This window comes from Streptomyces sp. NPDC056222 (assembly GCF_042264065.1).
Classification (GTDB): Bacteria; Actinomycetota; Actinomycetes; order Streptomycetales; family Streptomycetaceae; genus Streptomyces.
The window spans coordinates 49,034-65,865 of record NZ_JBHJTL010000046.1; the positions used below are offsets into that span (position 1 = coordinate 49,034).

Consider the following 16,832-nt stretch of genomic DNA (forward strand, 5'->3'; position numbering starts at 1 on the left):
CCGAGTCTGTGCCCGCCGCGGTCGGCTGTCAACGCCCGGCATGGACACACCGGGCCCCCTCCGACGTCATTCACTACGGTGTCCCCGAGATCCGTCAGGGAGAGCCCATGCCATCGACCGAAACCGCTCCGGCGCCGGACGCGCCGCACGAGCCGGAGGTGCCGCAGGAAGCCGTCGCCCCGCTGATGCGCGGCCTCGCCGTACTGCGCGGGCTCACCGACGCCGACGGGGCGCTCAGCCTCAGCGAGCTGGAGCGCACCACCGGTCTGGCCCGCTCCACCGTGGACCGGGTGACCGGCACGCTCGCGCGCATGGGATACGTACGCCTCGACGGTCGCGACGTCTTCCTCGCCCCCCGCCTGATGGAGCTCGGCAACGCCTATCTGGCCGCGCTCGGACTGCCCGGTCTGCTCGGCCGCCACGCGGACGCGCTCGCCGACGAGCTCGACGAATCGGTCTCCCTCGCGGTCGCCGACGGCGACGGCATCCGCTTCGTCCATCAGGCCACCCGTCGGCGTGCCATGTCCCTCAGCTTCCGTATCGGCGACCTGTTGCCCGCCGAACGTACCGCCCCGGGGGCGCTGTTCGCCGCGGACTGGACCGGGACGGAGTGGGAGCGCTGGCGCTCCCGCAGGGCCGCCGACCCGCGGAGCGCCGGCTTCCCCGCCGTACCGCCCGGAACCGGGCCGGACGAGAAGGAGTTCACCGCATCGGCGGCGAGGGCGGCGGAGCGCGGCTGGTCGATGGACGACCAGCTCATCGAACCCGGCCTGGTCGCCCTGGCCCTGCCCGTACGGGACGCGGAAGGCGCCGTCGCATGTGTGGCGAGCGTCGTCAGCCACACCAGCCGCCACACCGCCGACTCACTGCGCGAGGCCATGCTGCCGCGCCTGCGTACCGCGATCGCGGAGTGGGAGCAGCTGCTGGAGCGGCACGCGCGCGAGACCGCCGCACAGCTCCCGACCGGGCGCGCTCAGCCCGCCACGCCCGGGGCACACGACCTGGCGCCGTATGCGCAGGCCGCGCCGCAGGGCGCCGGCGCACCCCATGCGCCCGGCGACGCAGCCGGCGCGTCCGTCGGTCTCGCCGACTGGACCCATGCCTCGAAGCAGGAACTCGGCCGCGGGTTCATCGAGTCCCTCGCCCGAGGGCTCACCGTCCTCACCGCCTTCGGCGAGGACCGGTCGGCGCTGCCCCTCACCGCCGTCGCCGAGGCCACCGGGCTCGCCAGGGCCACCGCCCGGCGCGCCCTGATCACCCTGGAGCACCTCGGCTACGTCGGCGTCGACGGGCGGCTGTTCCGGCTCACGCCCCGGGTCCTCGCGCTCGGCTTCCCCTACCTCTCGCGCATGCCCCTCCCACAGATCGCGGCGCCGCATCTGGCCGAACTGTCGGGCCGCGTCCACGACTCGGCCTCCCTCGCGGTGCTCGCCGGCGCCGACGTCCGCTACACCGCCCGGGTCGCCACTCGCCGCGTCATGAGCGTCCACATCACCGTCGGCACCCGCTTTCCCGCCCACGCCACCTCCCTGGGCCGGGTGATGCTCGCCGACCTGCCGCCGGAGGCGCGCGCCGCGTGGCTGGAGTCCATCGAGCCGGAGGCCCTCACCCCGTCCACGGTCACCTCCCGCGCGGAGCTCGCCGCGATCCTGGAGCGGGTGCGGGAGCAGCGGTACGCCCTCGTCGACGAGGAGCTGGAACAGGGCCTTCGCTCGATCGCCCTACCGGTGCGCGACCGTGCCGGCACGGTCGTCGCCGCCGTCAACGTGGCCATGCACAGCAGCCGCCGCACCGTCGACGAGTGCGTCGGCGAGGTCCTGCCAGAGCTGCGCGCCACGGTCGCCCGGATCGAGGACGACCTGCGCACGGCGGGGCGCTTCGCCCGCGTGTCGGAGGCCTGAGCGCCGCTGAGGACCGGCTGCGATCAGGAGGCCCGCATCAGCGCCCTCACACGCGACGTGAGCAGAGGCATCAAGCTCTCTCGCCATGTGTCGAGCGAGACCATGCCGCTGGACATGCCGCCGTGGGCGAACGACTCCCGGTACACGGACGACGCCGGGTCGCCGACGAGGTCGACGCCCACGAGCTCGCTGAACGTCACCCGCAGGAGTTCGACCGCTTCGCCGAGCGTCGCCGGTACGGCCGTACCGGACAGCTGGTCGCGAAGGGCCCACCAGACGTATGGGTCGCCACGCAGGCCCCACCTCTCCGGCTCCGGGTCGAAGAGAGAGGCCATCGTCACCGCTGTCGCGTCATCGTGTGGCATGCCGGAAGTCTCGCAGAGCCCTGCCCCCGACCGGCGTGGGGGCCACCCCGCGATCGGCCGGCGTACGGGCGCCCGGCGGCATCGGGATCGACCCGGAGGCAGGAGGGCCGCCCCGCTCAGGACGCGACCGGCTCCGCCGGGTCGCGCAGACGCTCCGCCGCGTCCGACACGCGCAGCAGCAGGCTCATGAACTGAGCCTGTTCCTCGGCGGAGAGCGGGGCGAGGAACACCTGGTTCATCCGCGCCGTGCGGACCGTCAGCCTGCGGTGCGTCCGCTCCCCGTCCTCGGTCGGCCGCAGCAGGAAGCGGCGCCCGTCCTCCGGGTCCCGCACCTTGTCGAGCAGCCCGCGGCGGGTGAGGCGGCTGACGACTTCGGCGATGGTGGAGCGGTCGAGGCCCACGCGCTCGCCCACCGTCCGCTGATCGAGGCCGGGTTCGGCCGTCAGGGCGTTCAGGACACCGAACTGCGGGGAGGTGATCTCCTCGGAGACCATCGTGGTCCAGAGCAGGTGGTGCGCCTGCTGGAGCCGCCGGGCCAGGTGCCCGGGATGGGTGGTCAGATCCACCGCGGCCATCGTCTGCCTCCGGTTGATTTCGTCGGTGTACTGAACAATACGCGCCTTCCTTGTGCCGTTCCGGGCCCCTATTGACGGTTGTCGGGCCCGATGCCAGCATGGCGGCATTGAAACGAATGCTCAGTGCACTGACTAAATACTGATGGAGTTCGGAGGCTTCTCGGATGGACAAGGTGGTGTCCACCGCCGCCGAGGCGGTGGCCGACGTCGGGGACGGAGCGTCGCTCGCCGTGGGCGGCTTCGGTCTCAGCGGGGTGCCGAACGTGCTGATCGGCGCGGTGTACGGGGCCGGTGTCGGCGACCTGCGTGTCGTGTCGAACAACTGCGGGGCGATGGACTCCGGTCTCGCCGTGCTGCTCTCCGCGGGACGGATCGCCCGGGTGACGGGCTCGTACATCGGGTCGAACAAGGAGTTCGCGCGGCAGTACCTCGCCGGCGAGCTGGAGGTCGAACTGATCCCGCAGGGCACGCTCGCGGAGCGGTTGCGGGCCGGAGGCTGCGGCATCCCCGCCTTCTACACCCCCGCCGGCGTCGGCACCCAGGTCGCGGAGGGTGGTCTGCCCTGGCGCTACGACGGCTCCGGAGGGATCGCGCTGGCCTCGCCGCCCAAGGAGGTACGCGCGTTCGACGGGGTCGAGTACGTGCTGGAGCACGGCATCCGCACGGACTTCGCCCTCGTCCGCGCGGCCCGCGGCGACCGCCACGGGAACCTGGTCTTCAACAAGTCGGCCCGGAACTTCAACCCCCTTGCAGCGATGGCCGGGAAGGTGACGATCGCCGAGGTCGAGGAGCTGGTCGAACCGGGCGGGATCGATCCCGACGAGGTTCATCTGCCCGGCGTCTTCGTCCAGCGCGTGGTGGCCCTGACCCCCGAACAGGCCCGGGAGAAGGGCATAGAGAAGAGGACCACGCGATGAGCTGGACCCGCGAGCAGATGGCCGCCCGCGCCGCCCGCGAGCTGAAGGACGGTCAGTACGTCAACCTGGGCATCGGCCTGCCGACCCTGATCCCCAACCACCTCCCCGAAGGCGTGGAAGTGGTCCTCGAGTCGGAGAACGGCATCCTCGGCACCGGGCCCTTCCCGGCCGAGGACGAGGTCGACCCCGATCTCATCAACGCGGGCAAGGAGACCGTCACCGTCCTGCCCGGGGCCTCCTACTTCGACTCCGCGCTCTCCTTCGGGATGATCCGGGGCGGCCACATCGACGTCGCCGTCCTCGGCGCCATGCAGGTCTCGGCGCGTGGCGACCTCGCCAATTGGGCCGTGCCGGGCAAGCTCATCACCGGAATCGGCGGGGCGATGGACCTCGTGCACGGCGCCCGGACGGTCATCGTCGTGATGACCCACACCGCCAAGGACGGCGCCCCGAAGATCGTCGATGAGTGCACCCTCCCGCTGACCGGCCGGGGCTGCGTCGACCGGATCGTCACCGACCTCGGCGTCCTCGACGTCACCGACGACGGCCTGGTCCTCGTCGAGACCGCACCCGGCGTCGACCCCGCCGACGTCATCGCCAGGACGGCCGCCAAGGTCCACCGCGTCGACACCCCCGCCCGCCGACACTGACCCCGGGAATCCCCATGGCCCTCACCCAGTCGGACATCGACACCGAGATCGACGAGTTCCAGAGCGCGTACGACAAGGAGGTGGCCGCCGGCGCCGCGCCCCGCAGCCACCCGGCCCGCGACTACGCCCCGTACCGCAGCTCCCTCCTCCGCCACCCCCACCAGCCGCTCGTGGCCGTCGACGGAGGCGACCCCGAGACGGTGGAGCTCTCCGGCCCCGTCTTCGGCCCGACCGACATCACCGAGATTGACAACGACCTCACCCGGCAGCACGCGGGCGAGCCCCTCGGCGAACGCATCACCGTGTCCGGACGCCTCCTCGACCGGGCCGGCCGCCCCGTACGCGGTCAGCTCATCGAGCTGTGGCAGGCCAACGCCTCCGGCCGCTACGCCCATCTGCGCGACCAGCACCCGGCCCCGCTCGACCCGAACTTCACCGGCGCCGGCCGCACCCTCACCGACGACGAGGGTCGCTATACCTTCACGACCGTCAAGCCGGGCGCGTACCCCTGGCGCAACCACACCAACGCATGGCGCCCCGCCCACATCCACTTCTCCGTGTTCGGCACGGCGTTCACCCAGCGCCTCGTGACGCAGATGTACTTCCCCGGCGACCCGCTCTTCTCCTACGACCCGATCCTGCGCTCGGTCACCGACGCGGCCGCCCGCGAGCGGCTCGTCGCCACCTACGACCACGCGCTGTCGCGGCCCGAGTTCTCGCTCGGCTACGCCTGGGACATCGTCCTCGACGGTCCCTCCGCCACCTGGATCGAAGAAGGGCGCTGACCCGAGATGACGCTGCTCCCCACCCCGTCCCACACCGTCGGCCCGTTCTACGGCTACGCCCTGCCGTTCCCCGAAGGGGAGCGGATAGCACCGCACGGCCATCCGGACCGGATCGTCCTGCACGGATACGTCCACGACGGCGAGGGCGCCCCCGTCCCCGACGCACTCCTCGACTTCTGGCAGGCGGCCCCCGACGGTTCGCTGGCCGGTGCGCCCGGCTCGCTGCGCCGCGACCCCGTGACCGGCGGGCACCTCGGCCGCAACGGGACCGACTTCACCGGCTTCGGCCGCGTCGCCACGGACGCCGACGGCCACTACGCCCTCCACACCCTGCCGCCCGGCAACGCGGGGCTGCCGTACATCAGCGTCTGCGTCTTCGCCCGCGGCCTCCTGCACCACCTCTTCACCCGGGCGTATCTGCGGGACGGCGCCGACCCGCTGCTCGACTCGCTGCCGGCCGGGCGCCGGGCGACGCTGGTGGCCCGGCCCGACGAGAACGGCGCGCCCCGCTCGTACCGCTTCGACATCCGCCTTCAGGGCGAGGGCGAGACGGTCTTCCTGGAGTTCACGTGACACCCGATCCCCACGACGTACGAGGCTTCGGCGCCGATCTCCTCGATGCCGGCCTGCTCGCCCCGGGGAGCGCGGGCTCCGCGGCCGAGGCCGCGACCGGCGACACCGCGTTCCTGCGCGCGATGCTCGACGCGGAGGCGGCCCTCACCCGTGCCCAGACCGCCGTCGGGCAGGCGCCTGCCGAGGCCGCCGACGCGGTCACGGCCGCCGCAGACGCCTCCCGCCTCGACGTACGCGACCTCGCCCTGCGCGCCCGCGCGGGCGGCAACCCCGTCATCCCGCTGGTCGCCGACCTGACCGCCGCGGTGCCGGGGGAGTGGCGGGCGTACGTCCACCGGGGCGCGACCAGCCAGGACATCATGGACACCGCGGCGATGCTGGTCGCTCGCCGCACCCTCGGCATGGTTCTCGACGACCTCGGCCGCGCGGAACGGGCGCTGGCCGCCCGGGCCGCCGCCCACCGGGACACGGCGATGCCCGGCCGGACCCTCACCCAGCACGCCGTGCCCACCACCTTCGGACTCAAGGCGGCCGGCTGGCGCTCACTGATCCTCGACGCCCGGGACCGCCTCCTCGTCGTACGGGACTCCCTTCCGGCCCAACTCGGCGGCGCAGCAGGGACCTTGGCAGCCTTCGCGGCCTACGCCGACGGGGCGGACGGCGACGCCGAACGGCTTGTCACGGCCTACGCCCACGAGACCGGACTCGCCGTCCCCGTCCTGCCCTGGCACACCCTGCGCACCCCGATCGCCGACCTCGCGGGAGCCCTCGCCTTCACCGCGGGGGCGCTCGGCAAGACCGCCGTCGACGTCCTCACCCTCTCCCGCACCGAGATCGCGGAGGTGACGGAGGCGGCGGGCGGCGGCTCCTCCGCCATGCCGCACAAGGCGAACCCCGTACGGGCCACGCTCATCGCCTCGGCCGCGCGCCGAGCCCCGCATCTCGCGGCCACCCTGTATGCCTCGATGGCTGCGGAGGACGAGCGCCCGGCCGGCGCCTGGCACGCCGAGTGGGAGCCGCTGCGCGACCTGCTCCGCCTCGTCGGCGGGGCGGCACGCGACATGTCGGATCTCGCCGCGGGTCTTCGCGTCCACGCGGACGTCATGAGCCAACACCTCTGCCTCACCGGCGGGTTGATCGCCTCCGAGCGGCTGTCCCTCACCCTGGCCCCGGTCCTCGGCCGGGCCCGGGCGCAGGAGCTCCTCACCGAACTCGCGGTCAGAACGCGAGCCGAGGGGCGCTCGGTCATCGAACTCCTCGGCGAAGTACCGGAGTTGAAGGATCTCGATCTCGGTGGGCTCGCCGACCCGACCCGCTCGACCGGCTCCGCCGGAGCCCTGACCGACCGCGCCTTGGAGCGACCTTGACCATCGCCACGCCCCAGCCGCCCCACGGGGGCCTCCATCACCGCGTCGAGGGGCCGTCCACCGCACCCGTCCTGATCCTCGGCCCCTCGCTGGGCACCTCCACCGCCCTGTGGGACGCCGTCGCCCCCGAGCTGTCGGCGACCCACCGGGTCGTGCGCTGGGACCTCCCCGGCCACGGCGGCTCCCCGGCCTCGCTCATCGGCCCCGGATCGACCGTCGCCGACCTGGCCGGGCTCGTCCTCGCCCTTGCCGACGCGCTCGGCGCCGCGCGCTTCTCGTACGCGGGCGTCTCGCTCGGCGGCGCCGTCGGCCTCCATCTCGCCGCGCACCACCCCGAGCGGGTGGAGCGCCTCGCGGTGCTCTGCTCCTCCGCCCACTTCGGCGGCTCCGCGCTGTGGGAGGAGCGTGCCGCGACCGTCCGTCGCGAGGGTCTGGCCGCACTCGCCGAGACCGCCGACGCCCGTTGGTTCACCCCCGGCTTCACGGTGCCCGCCCTGATCGACGACCACCGCAACGCCGACCCGGACGCGTACGCCGCCTGCTGCGACGCGCTCGCCGCCTTCGATCTGCGGGACCGGTTGCCGTCGATCACGGCGCCCATGCTCCTCGTCGCCGGCCGGGAGGACCCGGCGACCCCACCGGCACATCTGCGGGAGATCGCCGACGCGGTGCCCGGCGCCGCGCTCACCGAGCTCGCGGGCGCCTCCCATCTGGCGCCCGCCGAGCAGCCCGGAGCCGTCCTCGCCGCGCTACGCGGCCACTTCACGGACGACGGCGCACGGCGGGGCATGGAGGTCCGCCGCCAGGTGCTGGGAGACGCGCACGTGGACCGCGCGCAGGCGCGGCAGTCGGAGTTCACGGCCCGGTTCCAGGACTTCATCTCCCGCTACGCCTGGGGCGAGATCTGGACCGACCCCACCCTGTCGCGGCGCGAGCGAAGCCTGGTCACCCTCACGGCGCTCGTCGCCCACGGCCATCTGGAGGAGCTGGCCATGCATGTACGGGCGGCCCGGCGCAACGGTCTGCGGCCCGACGAGATCGGGGCCGTACTGCTCCAGACGGCGGTCTACTGCGGTGTTCCGGCCGCCAACGCGGCCTTCGCCGTCGCCCAGCGCATCCTCGCGGAGGAGGACGCGCCGGGGGAGTGATCGGGCCTCGGCCTCATGAGAACCATTTTCATCAATGGCTCTCGCCCGGCCTCCGGCGTGCAGTACATCGGCCGAGGGCGGAGCATGAACGTGAGGAGGGTGGGGGCGGCGGACCAGGAGGCTGCCATGCCCGACGAGCTCGTCGTACTGAAGAACGTCGACAAGTACTTCGGTGCTCTTCACGTGCTCCAGTCCATCGACATGACCGTCGGCCGTGGCGAGGTCGTCGTGGTCATCGGACCGTCCGGCGGCGGGAAGTCGACCCTCTGCCGCGCCATCAACCGACTGGAGACCATCGACTCCGGCGAGATCGTCATCGACGGCAAGCCGCTGCCCGCCGAGGGCCGCGAGCTCGCCGCGCTCCGCGCCGACGTCGGCATGGTCTTCCAGTCCTTCAACCTCTTCGCGCACAAGACCGTGCTCGAGAACGTCACCCTCGGCCAGATCAAGGTCCGTAAGAAGGACAGGAAGGCCGCCGAGAAGCGGGCCCGCGAGCTGCTCGACCGCGTCGGGGTCGCGAACCAGGCCGACAAATACCCCGCCCAGCTCTCCGGCGGTCAGCAGCAGCGCGTCGCGATCGCCCGGGCGCTGGCCATGGAACCGAAGGTGATGCTCTTCGACGAGCCGACGTCCGCGCTCGACCCCGAGATGATCAACGAAGTCCTCGAGGTCATGCAGCAGCTCGCCCGTGACGGGATGACCATGGTCGTCGTCACCCACGAGATGGGCTTCGCGCGCTCCGCCGCCAACCGCGTGGTGTTCATGGCGGACGGCAGGATCGTGGAGGAGACCACACCCGACCAGTTCTTCAGCAACCCGCGCAGCGACCGCGCCAAGGACTTCCTGTCGAAGATCCTGCACCACTGAGCAGCGGCCGCCACGTGCACAGCAGCCCCCAGGGGTGATCCCATGAACGCTCGCAAGCTCACCAAGGCCGGGGTGGCCGCGGCCGCCGCGCTCGCCCTCTCCCTCTCCGTCGCCGCATGCGGCGACGACAACGGAGGCAGCGGCTCGGCCTCCGACAACGAGAAGATCACCGTCGGTATCAAGTACGACCAGCCCGGTGTCGGGCTCAAGACCCCCGACGGCACGTACACCGGCTTCGACGTCGACGTGGCCACGTACATCGCCCAGCAGCTCGGCCGCGATCCCGGTGACATCGAGTGGAAGGAGGCCAAGAGCGCCGACCGGGAGACGATGCTGCAGCGCGGCGATGTCGACTTCATCGCGGCCTCCTACTCGATCAACGACCAGCGGGAGGAGAAGGTCGACTTCGCCGGTCCGTACCTCCTGGCCCACCAGGACGTGCTGATCCGCGCGGACGACAACTCCATCACCAAGCCCGAGGACCTGAACAACAAGAAGCTCTGCTCGGTCACAGGCTCCACGTCCGCGCAGAACGTCAAGGACAAGATCGCCCCCGACGCGCAGCTCCAGGAGTACGGCGGCTACTCGGAGTGCCTCACCGGCCTGGAGAACGGTGTCATCGACGCGCTGACCACCGACGACGCGATTCTCGCCGGCTACGCCTCGCAGCCCGAGTTCGAGGGCAAGTTCAAGCTCGGCGGCTTCAAGCTGAGCAACGAGAACTACGGAATCGGTGTCCAGGAGGGCAGCGAACTGAAGGAGCAGATCAACGACGCTCTGGAGAAGATGGTCGCGGACGGCTCCTGGGACGCGGCCGTGAAGAAGAACTTCGGCCCTGCCGAGTACCAGAACGAGCCCGCGCCGGAGATCGGCGTCATCGTCAAGTAAGTGGGCCGCCGTGTTCGACTTCCTCGAAGGCTACGACCTGCTGGGAGCGTTCTGGGTGACGGTGCAGCTCACCGTCTACTCCGCGATCGGCTCCCTGATCTGGGGGACGCTGCTGGCGGCCATGCGCGTCAGCCCCGTCCCCCTGATGCGGGGCTTCGGCACCGCCTACGTCAACATCGTCCGCAACATCCCCCTCACGGTCATCATCGTCTTCACCTCGCTCGGCCTGTTCCAGACCCTCGGCGTCAACATGGGCGCCGAGGACTTCACCACCATCAACTTCCGGCTCGCCGTCCTCGGACTGATCGCCTACACCTCCGCCTTCGTCTGTGAGGCGCTGCGCTCCGGCATCAACACCGTTCCCCTCGGCCAGGTCGAGGCCGCCCGGGCCATCGGACTCAACTTCCCCCAGGTGCTGCGCCTGATCGTGTTGCCGCAGGCGTTCCGCTCGGTCGTCGGACCGCTGGCCAACGTCCTGATCGCTCTCACCAAGAACACCACCGTGGCCGCCGCCATCGGCGTCGCCGAGGCCGCCCTGCTGATGCGCGAGATGATCGAGAACGAGGCCCAGCTCATCCTCATCTCGCTGATCTTCGCGGTCGGCTTCATCTGCCTCACGCTCCCCATGGGGCTCTTCCTCGGCTGGGTGAGCAAGAAGGTGGCGGTGAAGCGATGAAGGAGAAGCCCACCGTCCTCTACGACGTCCCCGGCCCGCGCGCGAAGCGCCGCAACCTCCTCTACACGCTGCTGTTCCTGCTCGCCGTCGCCGGCCTCATCTGGTGGGTCCTGGCGACCCTCGCCGATCAGGGCCAGCTCGAGTGGGCCAAATGGTCGCCGTTCTTCACGGACTCCCGCACCTGGACGACGTTCCTCCTGCCCGCCCTGAAGAACACCCTCATCGCAGCCGCGCTCGCCGTGGTCATCGCCCTGCCGGTGGGCGCCCTCCTCGGTATCGGGCGCCTCTCCGACCACGCCTGGATCCGCGGCACCGCCGGCACGATCGTGGAGTTCTTCCGCGCCATCCCCGTGCTGATCCTGATGCTCTTCGCCAACGCCGCCTACTCCGAGTTCACCGACATCAGCCCGGAGAACCGCCCCCTCTACGCGGTCGTCACCGGCCTGGTCCTCTACAACGCCTCGGTCCTCGCCGAGGTCGTACGGGCGGGCATCCTCTCCCTGCCCCGCGGCCAGACCGACGCCGCCAAGGCGATCGGGATGCGCAAGGGCCAGACCATGACCAACGTCCTGCTGCCCCAGTCGGTCACCGCGATGCTTCCGGCACTGGTCAGCCAGCTGGTCGTCATCGTCAAGGACACCGCGCTCGGCGGCGCGATGCTCGGCTTCTCCGAGCTCCTCGCATCCGTACGCCCGATGAGCGCGAACTATGGAGCGAACACCATCGCCAGCTTCACCGTCGTCGCCGTCATCTTCGTCATCCTGAACTTCGCCCTCACCTCCTTCGCCGGCTGGCTGGAACGCAGACTGAGGCGCGCCAAGAAGTCGACGGGCGCGATCGTCGGCGCCGACGCGGTCGAGGAACTCGCGACCCCGGGCGAGCACATGGGCCCGGCCGACAGGACCAAGTGACAAGGTGGTCCTCGGGAGGGGCCATGACCCCGTGTCGCGGGGAACGCGGTGCGGACATGCCACCACCCGGACGGCGGAGCGGAGCACTTCATGACAGACGCACAAGGGCACGAGCCCCGGGGGCTCCGGTGCCTCGTCACCGGAGCCAGTGGCTACATCGGCGGCCGCCTCGTCCCCGAACTCCTCGCCGCCGGTCACCGGGTGCGGTGCCTGGCGCGGACCCCCGCGAAGCTGCGCGACCACCCCTGGGCCGGAGAGGTGGAGGTCGTCCGTGGTGACGTCACCGACGCCGGGACACTGGCGCCCGCCCTCCAGGACATCGACGTCGCCTACTACCTGGTGCACGCCCTGAGCGGCGGCCGCGACTTCGAGCACACCGACCGCGTCGCCGCCCGCACCTTCGCCGAGCAGGCCCGCGCCGCCGGTGTCCGCCGCATCGTCTACCTCGGCGGACTCACCCCGCGCGGAGTTCCCGAACGCGACCTCTCGCCCCATCTGCGCTCCCGCGCGGAGGTCGGGCGCATCCTCCTGGAATCCGGGGTCCCCACCACGGTGCTGCGCGCCGCCGTCATCATCGGATCCGGCTCGGCCTCCTTCGAGATGCTTCGCTACCTCACCGAACGCCTGCCCGTGATGGTCACCCCGAGCTGGGTGCGCACCCGTGTCCAGCCCGTCGCCGTCCGGGACGTCCTGCGCTATCTGGTCGGCAGCGCCCGGATGCCGGAGGAGGTCAGCCGCGCCTTCGACATCGGCGGTCCCGACGTCCTCACCTATCTCGGCATGATGCGCCGCTACGCCGCAGTCGCCGGGCTGCCCCGGCGGCTCATCGTGCCCGTGCCGGTCCTCACACCACGTCTCTCCAGTCTGTGGATCGGTCTGGTCACTCCGGTGCCCCGGTCCCTCGCCCGCCCCCTCGCGGAGTCGCTCAGGTACGAGGTCGTCTGCGACGAGCACGACATCGCCGCGTGGGTGCCGGACCCGCCCGGCACACCCCTCTCCTTCGACACGGCGCTCACACTCGCCCTCCAGCGGGTCCGCGACGCCCAGGTCATCACCCGGTGGTCGTCCGCCTCCCTCCCCGGAGCACCGAGCGATCCGCTGCCCACCGACCCCGACTGGGCGGGCGGCAGCCTCTACACCGACGTCCGCGAGCTGACCGTCGACGCCTCGCCGCGGGCGCTGTGGCGCGTCGTCGAGGGAATCGGCGGGGAGAACGGCTGGTACTCCTTCCCCCTCGCCTGGGCCGTCCGCGGCTGGTTCGACCGCCTCATCGGAGGCGTCGGACTGCGCAGGGGCCGCCGCGACGCGACGCGGCTGCGGGTCGGCGACTCGCTGGACTTCTGGCGCGTGGAGGAGATCGAGCGCGGCCGCCTGCTGCGGCTGCGCGCGGAGATGAGGCTTCCGGGACTCGCCTGGCTGGAGATGTACGCCGAGAGCGACGAGGACGGGCGGACCCGGTACCGCCAGCGGGCGATGTTCCACCCGCACGGTCTGGCCGGCCATGCCTACTGGTGGGGCGTCTCGCCGTTCCACGCCGTGGTCTTCGGCGGCATGGCCCGCAACATCGCCCAGAAGGCGGAGTCGTCCCCCACGCCGGCGCCGGAAGCGGCGCCATGAGCGTCTCGGTCGTCCTCTTCACCTCGGACCTGCGAGTCCACGACCATCCGCCGCTGTGTGCCGCGCTGGGCCGGGGAAACGAGATCGTCCCCCTCTTCGTACGGGATCCGGCGGTGGACCGCGTCGGCTTCGCGGCGCCGAACCGGCTCGCCTTCCTCGGCGACTGCCTCACCGCTCTCGACACCGCGCTGCGCGATCGCGGCGGCCGGCTCGTCGTGCGCTCGGGCGACCCCGTCGCCGAGGTATGCGCCGTCGTCCGGGAGGCCGACGCCGACGAGGTGCATCTGGCGGCCGGATGCACCGCCTTCGCCCGCCGCCGTGAGGACCGGCTGCGCCGCGCCCTCGAGGCGGACGGGCGGCGCCTCCACGTCCACGACGGTGTCGTCACCGCGCTGCCCGCCGGGGCCGTGACACCGGCAAGGTCGGATCACTACGCCGTCTTCACCCCCTACTTCAGGCGATGGTCGCGCGAGCGGCTCCGGGAACCGCTCGCGGCGCCGCGTACGATCCATGTCCCTCCGGGGATCCGCTCCGAGGACTTCCCCACTCGTGATGCCGTTCCGTCCGTGTCACCGGGGCTGGCGAGCGGCGGCGAGAGGGAGGGCCGCAGACGGCTCACCGCCTGGCTCGGCCGGCACGCCGACGCGTACGGGACTCGGCACGACGACCTCGCCGGTGACGCCACCTCCCGCCTCTCGCCGCACCTCCACTTCGGTACGGTCTCGGCGGCCGAGGCGGTCCACCGGGCCCGGTCCCGGGGCGGGGCGGGCGCCGAAGCCTTCGTGCGGCAGCTCTGCTGGCGCGACTTCCACCACCAGGTCCTCGCCGCGCGCCCCGGCGTCGCCGTCGACGACTACCGCCCGCGGGACGACGCATGGCGGCGGGGGAAGGAGGCCGAGGCAGACCTCCGGGCGTGGAAGGAGGGCCGTACCGGGTATCCGGTCGTGGACGCGGCCATGCGCCAACTCGCCCACGAGGGATGGATGCACAACCGGGGGCGGCTGCTCACCGCCTCCTTCCTGACCAAGACGCTGTACGTCGACTGGCGTGCCGGCGCCAGGCACTTCCTGGAGCTCCTGGTCGACGGCGACATCGCCGACAACCAGCTCAACTGGCAGTGGGTGGCCGGCACGGGCACCGACACCCGCCCCAACCGGGTGCTCAATCCCGTCACCCAGGGCAAGCGGTACGACCCCGAGGGGGTGTACGTACGGCGATGGGTGCCGGAACTCGAGGGACTCGAGGCCCGCGCGGTCCACGAGCCGTGGAAGCTGCCCGGCCCGGAACGAGCCCGGTACGACTATCCCGAACCCTTGATCGGACTGTCCGAGGGACTGGCCCGCTTCCGGCACGCACGAGCACCGGACTGAGACACTGTCCCGGCGCAGTCCGCCTTCCGGGTGAAAACACCCCATCCAGCGCCGCCTCGATGCCGAATGAGAAGCATGACCCTCTCAGAGTCCCCGCGCGAGCTCACCCGCACCGACCGCCTCCTCGGCGCGCTCGGCGGGCTCGTCGCCGGGTACGTCTCCCTCGCCGTCGCCGAAGTCGTCGCCGCATGGGTCCGCCCCGAGGCGGGCCCCGTGACGGCCGTCGGGGCAGCGGTCATCGACCTCACCCCGGCCGCGGTCAAGGAATGGGCGATCCGGAGTTTCGGCACGAGCGACAAGGCCGTGCTCCTGACGGGCATCCTCACGATCCTTGCGCTGCTGGCCGCGGCCATCGGGCTGCTGGCGCTGCGGAACAGGCCGGCCGGGGTGGCGGGCGTGCTCCTCCTCGGCCTCGTCGGCGCGGTCGCCGCCGCGGGCCGCCCGGACTCCGACTCCGTGGCCGACATGCTCCCTTCGCTCATCGGCGCGGTGGCCGGCGCGGCCCTGCTGTACGTACTGACCGGCCGACTGCTCGCCCGACGGCCCACGGCCGCACCGGAACGGGCCGCCCGAGCGAGCCGCCGGAGCTTCCTCCTGACGGCCGCCGCCACGGTCGTCGCCGCTACGGGTGCGGCGGCTCTCGCCCGGGCGCTGGGCGGCGCCCGCCACGAGAACGCCGTGGCCTCCCGTACCGCGCTCCGGCTCCCCCGGCCGGCGTCCGCCGCACCGGCCGTTCCGCGCGGGGCGCAACTCGACGTCCCCGGCATCGGACCCTTCATCACCCCGAACGAGGACTTCTACCGGATCGACACCGCGCTCGTCGTCCCCAAGGTCGACGCCGGCAGCTGGCGGCTGCGGATCCACGGCCTGGGCGTCGACGGGGAACGCACCCTCACCTTGCAGGATCTCCTCCGCCGCACCGTGATCGAGCGCGACATCACCCTCGCCTGCGTCTCCAACGAGATCGGCGGACCCCTCGTCGGAAACGCCCGCTGGCTGGGCGTCCGGCTCGCCGACCTGCTCCGTGAGGCGGGTGTCCGACCGCCGTCCGAGGGCGGCCCGGCCGACCAGATCGTCGCCCGCTCCGTCGACGGCATGACGATCGGCACCCCGGTCGAGGACGTGATGGACGGCCGCGACGCGCTCCTCGCCTTCGGGATGAACGGCGAGCCCCTGCCCTTCGACCACGGCTTCCCCGTCCGGATGCTCGTCCCGGGCCTCTACGGCTACGTCTCCGCCTGCAAGTGGATCGTGGACATCGAGCTCACCACCTTCGACGCCTACGACGCGTACTGGGTGCGCGGGGGCTGGGCGCCCGAGGCGCCGGTCAAGACCCAGTCGAGGATCGACACTCCCCGCTCCCTCGCCCGCCTCGACGAGGGCACGGTGATGATCGCCGGGGTGGCCTGGGCCCAGCACCGGGGGATCGAGCGCGTCCAGGTACGCATCGACGACGGTCCCTGGCAGGACGCGCGGCTCGCCGCGGAGGACAGCCGGGACACCTGGCGCCAGTGGGTGTACCCGTGGCGGGCCACCCCCGGCCGCCACGACCTCGCCGTCCGGGCCACCGACGGCGCCGGCGTCACCCAGACCGAGCGCCGCACCGACCCGATGCCCGACGGGGCGAGCGGGTGGCACACCATCGCGGTCACGGTCGAAGCCGTCGAATGACCCGGCAGTGTCCCCCGGAAGTGGATCACTGCTGCCCGGTGGGGTGACCGGGCGGCGTGCCGCGTACCCCCGAGCGGGCCGAAGGACCGTTGATGGGTATGTGAGTACCGCGAGCACCGCACCGATACTGACCGAGACGCACCGGCCCCCCATGCGTGACCAGGGTGCGGACACCGCGCCCGGCGGCATAGTCGTCCACTCCTGCACCCACGTCGGTGCCGGGACCCTGCTGGTCCGGCTGACCGGAGAGCTCGACCACTACAGCGCCGCGCCGCTGCGGGCGATACTCGCCTCCGCCGCCGCGGACGGCTGTACGGATCTGATCCTGGACGCCTCGCGGGTCACCTTCTGCGACTCCGGCCTCCTCGCCGTCCTGGACCAGTGGTCCCGGCTGGGCCGCCGCTACCGCATCGACGCGCCCCCGGCCGTCGTCCTCAGGCTGCTGCGGGTCGCCGCGGGCACCCTGTGGTCCCCGCCGCCCGGCGGAAGGGCCGCCGGCCGGCGATGACGGAGCGGGCCCCCGCGCCCCGGGGGCGCGGGCCCCCCCCCAA

The 16,832-nt window shown here is 72.2% G+C and carries 17 protein-coding genes; 15 read left to right on the forward strand and 2 right to left on the reverse strand.

Translation table 11 applies throughout. The annotated features are described in order from the left end of the window. Positions 1-107: 107 nt before the first annotated feature. Positions 108-1,901, forward strand: coding sequence for an IclR family transcriptional regulator C-terminal domain-containing protein (locus ACFC0D_RS21855; protein WP_376438319.1), 1,794 nt, complete (start codon positions 108-110; stop codon positions 1,899-1,901). A 23-nt stretch (positions 1,902-1,924) separates the two neighbouring features. Here the strand turns inward: ACFC0D_RS21855 and ACFC0D_RS21860 are convergent, their stop codons facing one another. Further along, on the reverse strand, positions 1,925-2,266 hold the full coding sequence (locus tag ACFC0D_RS21860) for a hypothetical protein (protein WP_376438322.1): 342 nt from the start codon (positions 2,264-2,266) through the stop codon (positions 1,925-1,927). Positions 2,267-2,382: 116 nt separating this feature from the next. Next, positions 2,383-2,841, reverse strand: coding sequence for a MarR family winged helix-turn-helix transcriptional regulator (locus ACFC0D_RS21865; protein ID WP_376438325.1), 459 nt, complete (start codon positions 2,839-2,841; stop codon positions 2,383-2,385). 164 nt (positions 2,842-3,005) lie between these two features. Between ACFC0D_RS21865 and ACFC0D_RS21870 the strand changes: the two genes are divergently transcribed. The 14 genes from ACFC0D_RS21870 to ACFC0D_RS21935 all read left to right on the forward strand — a co-directional run bounded on the left by ACFC0D_RS21870 (position 3,006) and on the right by ACFC0D_RS21935 (position 16,789). Continuing rightward, the gene (locus ACFC0D_RS21870; RefSeq protein WP_376438328.1) at positions 3,006-3,758 is read left to right on the forward strand and encodes a CoA transferase subunit A; all 753 of its coding nucleotides are present in this window, start codon (positions 3,006-3,008) and stop codon (positions 3,756-3,758) included. Further along, positions 3,755-4,408, forward strand: a complete 654-nt coding sequence (locus tag ACFC0D_RS21875; protein WP_376438331.1) for a CoA transferase subunit B — start codon at positions 3,755-3,757, stop codon at positions 4,406-4,408. The genes ACFC0D_RS21870 and ACFC0D_RS21875 overlap by 4 nt, the downstream gene beginning before the upstream one ends. Before the next feature lie 14 nt (positions 4,409-4,422). After that, positions 4,423-5,193 carry a protocatechuate 3,4-dioxygenase subunit beta gene (gene pcaH, locus ACFC0D_RS21880; protein WP_376438334.1) on the forward strand — a complete coding sequence of 257 codons (771 nt, stop codon included), beginning with the start codon at positions 4,423-4,425 and terminating at the stop codon, positions 5,191-5,193. Between the two features lie 6 nt (positions 5,194-5,199). Further along, a complete protein-coding gene (gene pcaG, locus ACFC0D_RS21885) occupies positions 5,200-5,766 on the forward strand; it encodes a protocatechuate 3,4-dioxygenase subunit alpha (RefSeq protein ID WP_376438337.1) in 567 nt (188 codons plus the stop codon). Next, positions 5,763-7,133, forward strand: a complete 1,371-nt coding sequence (gene pcaB / locus ACFC0D_RS21890) for a 3-carboxy-cis,cis-muconate cycloisomerase (protein ID WP_376438340.1) — start codon at positions 5,763-5,765, stop codon at positions 7,131-7,133. The genes pcaG and pcaB overlap by 4 nt, the downstream gene beginning before the upstream one ends. After that, positions 7,130-8,281, forward strand: a complete 1,152-nt coding sequence (pcaD, locus tag ACFC0D_RS21895; RefSeq protein WP_376438343.1) for a 3-oxoadipate enol-lactonase — start codon at positions 7,130-7,132, stop codon at positions 8,279-8,281. Before pcaB ends, pcaD begins: the two co-directional genes overlap by 4 nt. 84 nt (positions 8,282-8,365) lie before the next feature. Beyond that, a complete protein-coding gene (locus tag ACFC0D_RS21900; RefSeq protein ID WP_376438346.1) occupies positions 8,366-9,148 on the forward strand; it encodes an amino acid ABC transporter ATP-binding protein in 783 nt (260 codons plus the stop codon). Positions 9,149-9,190: 42 nt separating this feature from the next. Next, positions 9,191-10,036 (forward strand): glutamate ABC transporter substrate-binding protein, encoded by an 846-nt coding sequence (locus ACFC0D_RS21905; RefSeq protein ID WP_376438349.1) that lies wholly within the window; start codon positions 9,191-9,193, stop codon positions 10,034-10,036. 10 nt (positions 10,037-10,046) lie between these two features. Then, the gene (locus ACFC0D_RS21910; RefSeq protein ID WP_362358443.1) at positions 10,047-10,712 is read left to right on the forward strand and encodes an amino acid ABC transporter permease; all 666 of its coding nucleotides are present in this window, start codon (positions 10,047-10,049) and stop codon (positions 10,710-10,712) included. Then, positions 10,709-11,623: an amino acid ABC transporter permease gene (locus ACFC0D_RS21915; RefSeq protein ID WP_376438353.1), complete on the forward strand. Its 915-nt coding sequence runs from the start codon at positions 10,709-10,711 to the stop codon at positions 11,621-11,623. Before ACFC0D_RS21910 ends, ACFC0D_RS21915 begins: the two co-directional genes overlap by 4 nt. Positions 11,624-11,713: 90 nt before the next feature. Next, a complete protein-coding gene (locus ACFC0D_RS21920; protein ID WP_376438356.1) occupies positions 11,714-13,240 on the forward strand; it encodes an SDR family oxidoreductase in 1,527 nt (508 codons plus the stop codon). After that, positions 13,237-14,610 (forward strand): cryptochrome/photolyase family protein, encoded by a 1,374-nt coding sequence (locus tag ACFC0D_RS21925; RefSeq protein WP_376438359.1) that lies wholly within the window; start codon positions 13,237-13,239, stop codon positions 14,608-14,610. Before ACFC0D_RS21920 ends, ACFC0D_RS21925 begins: the two co-directional genes overlap by 4 nt. A gap of 75 nt (positions 14,611-14,685) precedes the next feature. Further along, on the forward strand, positions 14,686-16,281 hold the full coding sequence (locus ACFC0D_RS21930) for a molybdopterin-dependent oxidoreductase (RefSeq protein ID WP_376438362.1): 1,596 nt from the start codon (positions 14,686-14,688) through the stop codon (positions 16,279-16,281). Between the two features lie 151 nt (positions 16,282-16,432). Further along, entirely contained in the window at positions 16,433-16,789 is a 357-nt protein-coding gene (locus ACFC0D_RS21935) for an STAS domain-containing protein (RefSeq protein WP_376438365.1), read from the forward strand. Positions 16,790-16,832 lie beyond the last annotated feature (43 nt).

Excerpts from the sequence above, each read along its gene's own strand:
- ACFC0D_RS21855 (WP_376438319.1), top strand. The coding sequence starts at position 108 with ATGCCATCGACCGAAACCGCTCCGGCGCCGGACGCGCCGCACGAGCCG.
- ACFC0D_RS21860 (WP_376438322.1), bottom strand. The coding sequence starts at position 2,266 with ATGCCACACGATGACGCGACAGCGGTGACGATGGCCTCTCTCTTCGAC.
- ACFC0D_RS21865 (WP_376438325.1), bottom strand. The coding sequence starts at position 2,841 with ATGGCCGCGGTGGATCTGACCACCCATCCCGGGCACCTGGCCCGGCGG.
- ACFC0D_RS21870 (WP_376438328.1), top strand. The coding sequence starts at position 3,006 with ATGGACAAGGTGGTGTCCACCGCCGCCGAGGCGGTGGCCGACGTCGGG.
- ACFC0D_RS21875 (WP_376438331.1), top strand. The coding sequence starts at position 3,755 with ATGAGCTGGACCCGCGAGCAGATGGCCGCCCGCGCCGCCCGCGAGCTG.
- pcaH (WP_376438334.1), top strand. The coding sequence starts at position 4,423 with ATGGCCCTCACCCAGTCGGACATCGACACCGAGATCGACGAGTTCCAG.
- pcaG (WP_376438337.1), top strand. The coding sequence starts at position 5,200 with ATGACGCTGCTCCCCACCCCGTCCCACACCGTCGGCCCGTTCTACGGC.
- ACFC0D_RS21900 (WP_376438346.1), top strand. The coding sequence starts at position 8,366 with ATGAACGTGAGGAGGGTGGGGGCGGCGGACCAGGAGGCTGCCATGCCC.
- ACFC0D_RS21905 (WP_376438349.1), top strand. The coding sequence starts at position 9,191 with ATGAACGCTCGCAAGCTCACCAAGGCCGGGGTGGCCGCGGCCGCCGCG.
- ACFC0D_RS21915 (WP_376438353.1), top strand. The coding sequence starts at position 10,709 with ATGAAGGAGAAGCCCACCGTCCTCTACGACGTCCCCGGCCCGCGCGCG.
- ACFC0D_RS21920 (WP_376438356.1), top strand. The coding sequence starts at position 11,714 with ATGACAGACGCACAAGGGCACGAGCCCCGGGGGCTCCGGTGCCTCGTC.
- ACFC0D_RS21925 (WP_376438359.1), top strand. The coding sequence starts at position 13,237 with ATGAGCGTCTCGGTCGTCCTCTTCACCTCGGACCTGCGAGTCCACGAC.
- ACFC0D_RS21930 (WP_376438362.1), top strand. The coding sequence starts at position 14,686 with ATGACCCTCTCAGAGTCCCCGCGCGAGCTCACCCGCACCGACCGCCTC.
- ACFC0D_RS21935 (WP_376438365.1), top strand. The coding sequence starts at position 16,433 with ATGCGTGACCAGGGTGCGGACACCGCGCCCGGCGGCATAGTCGTCCAC.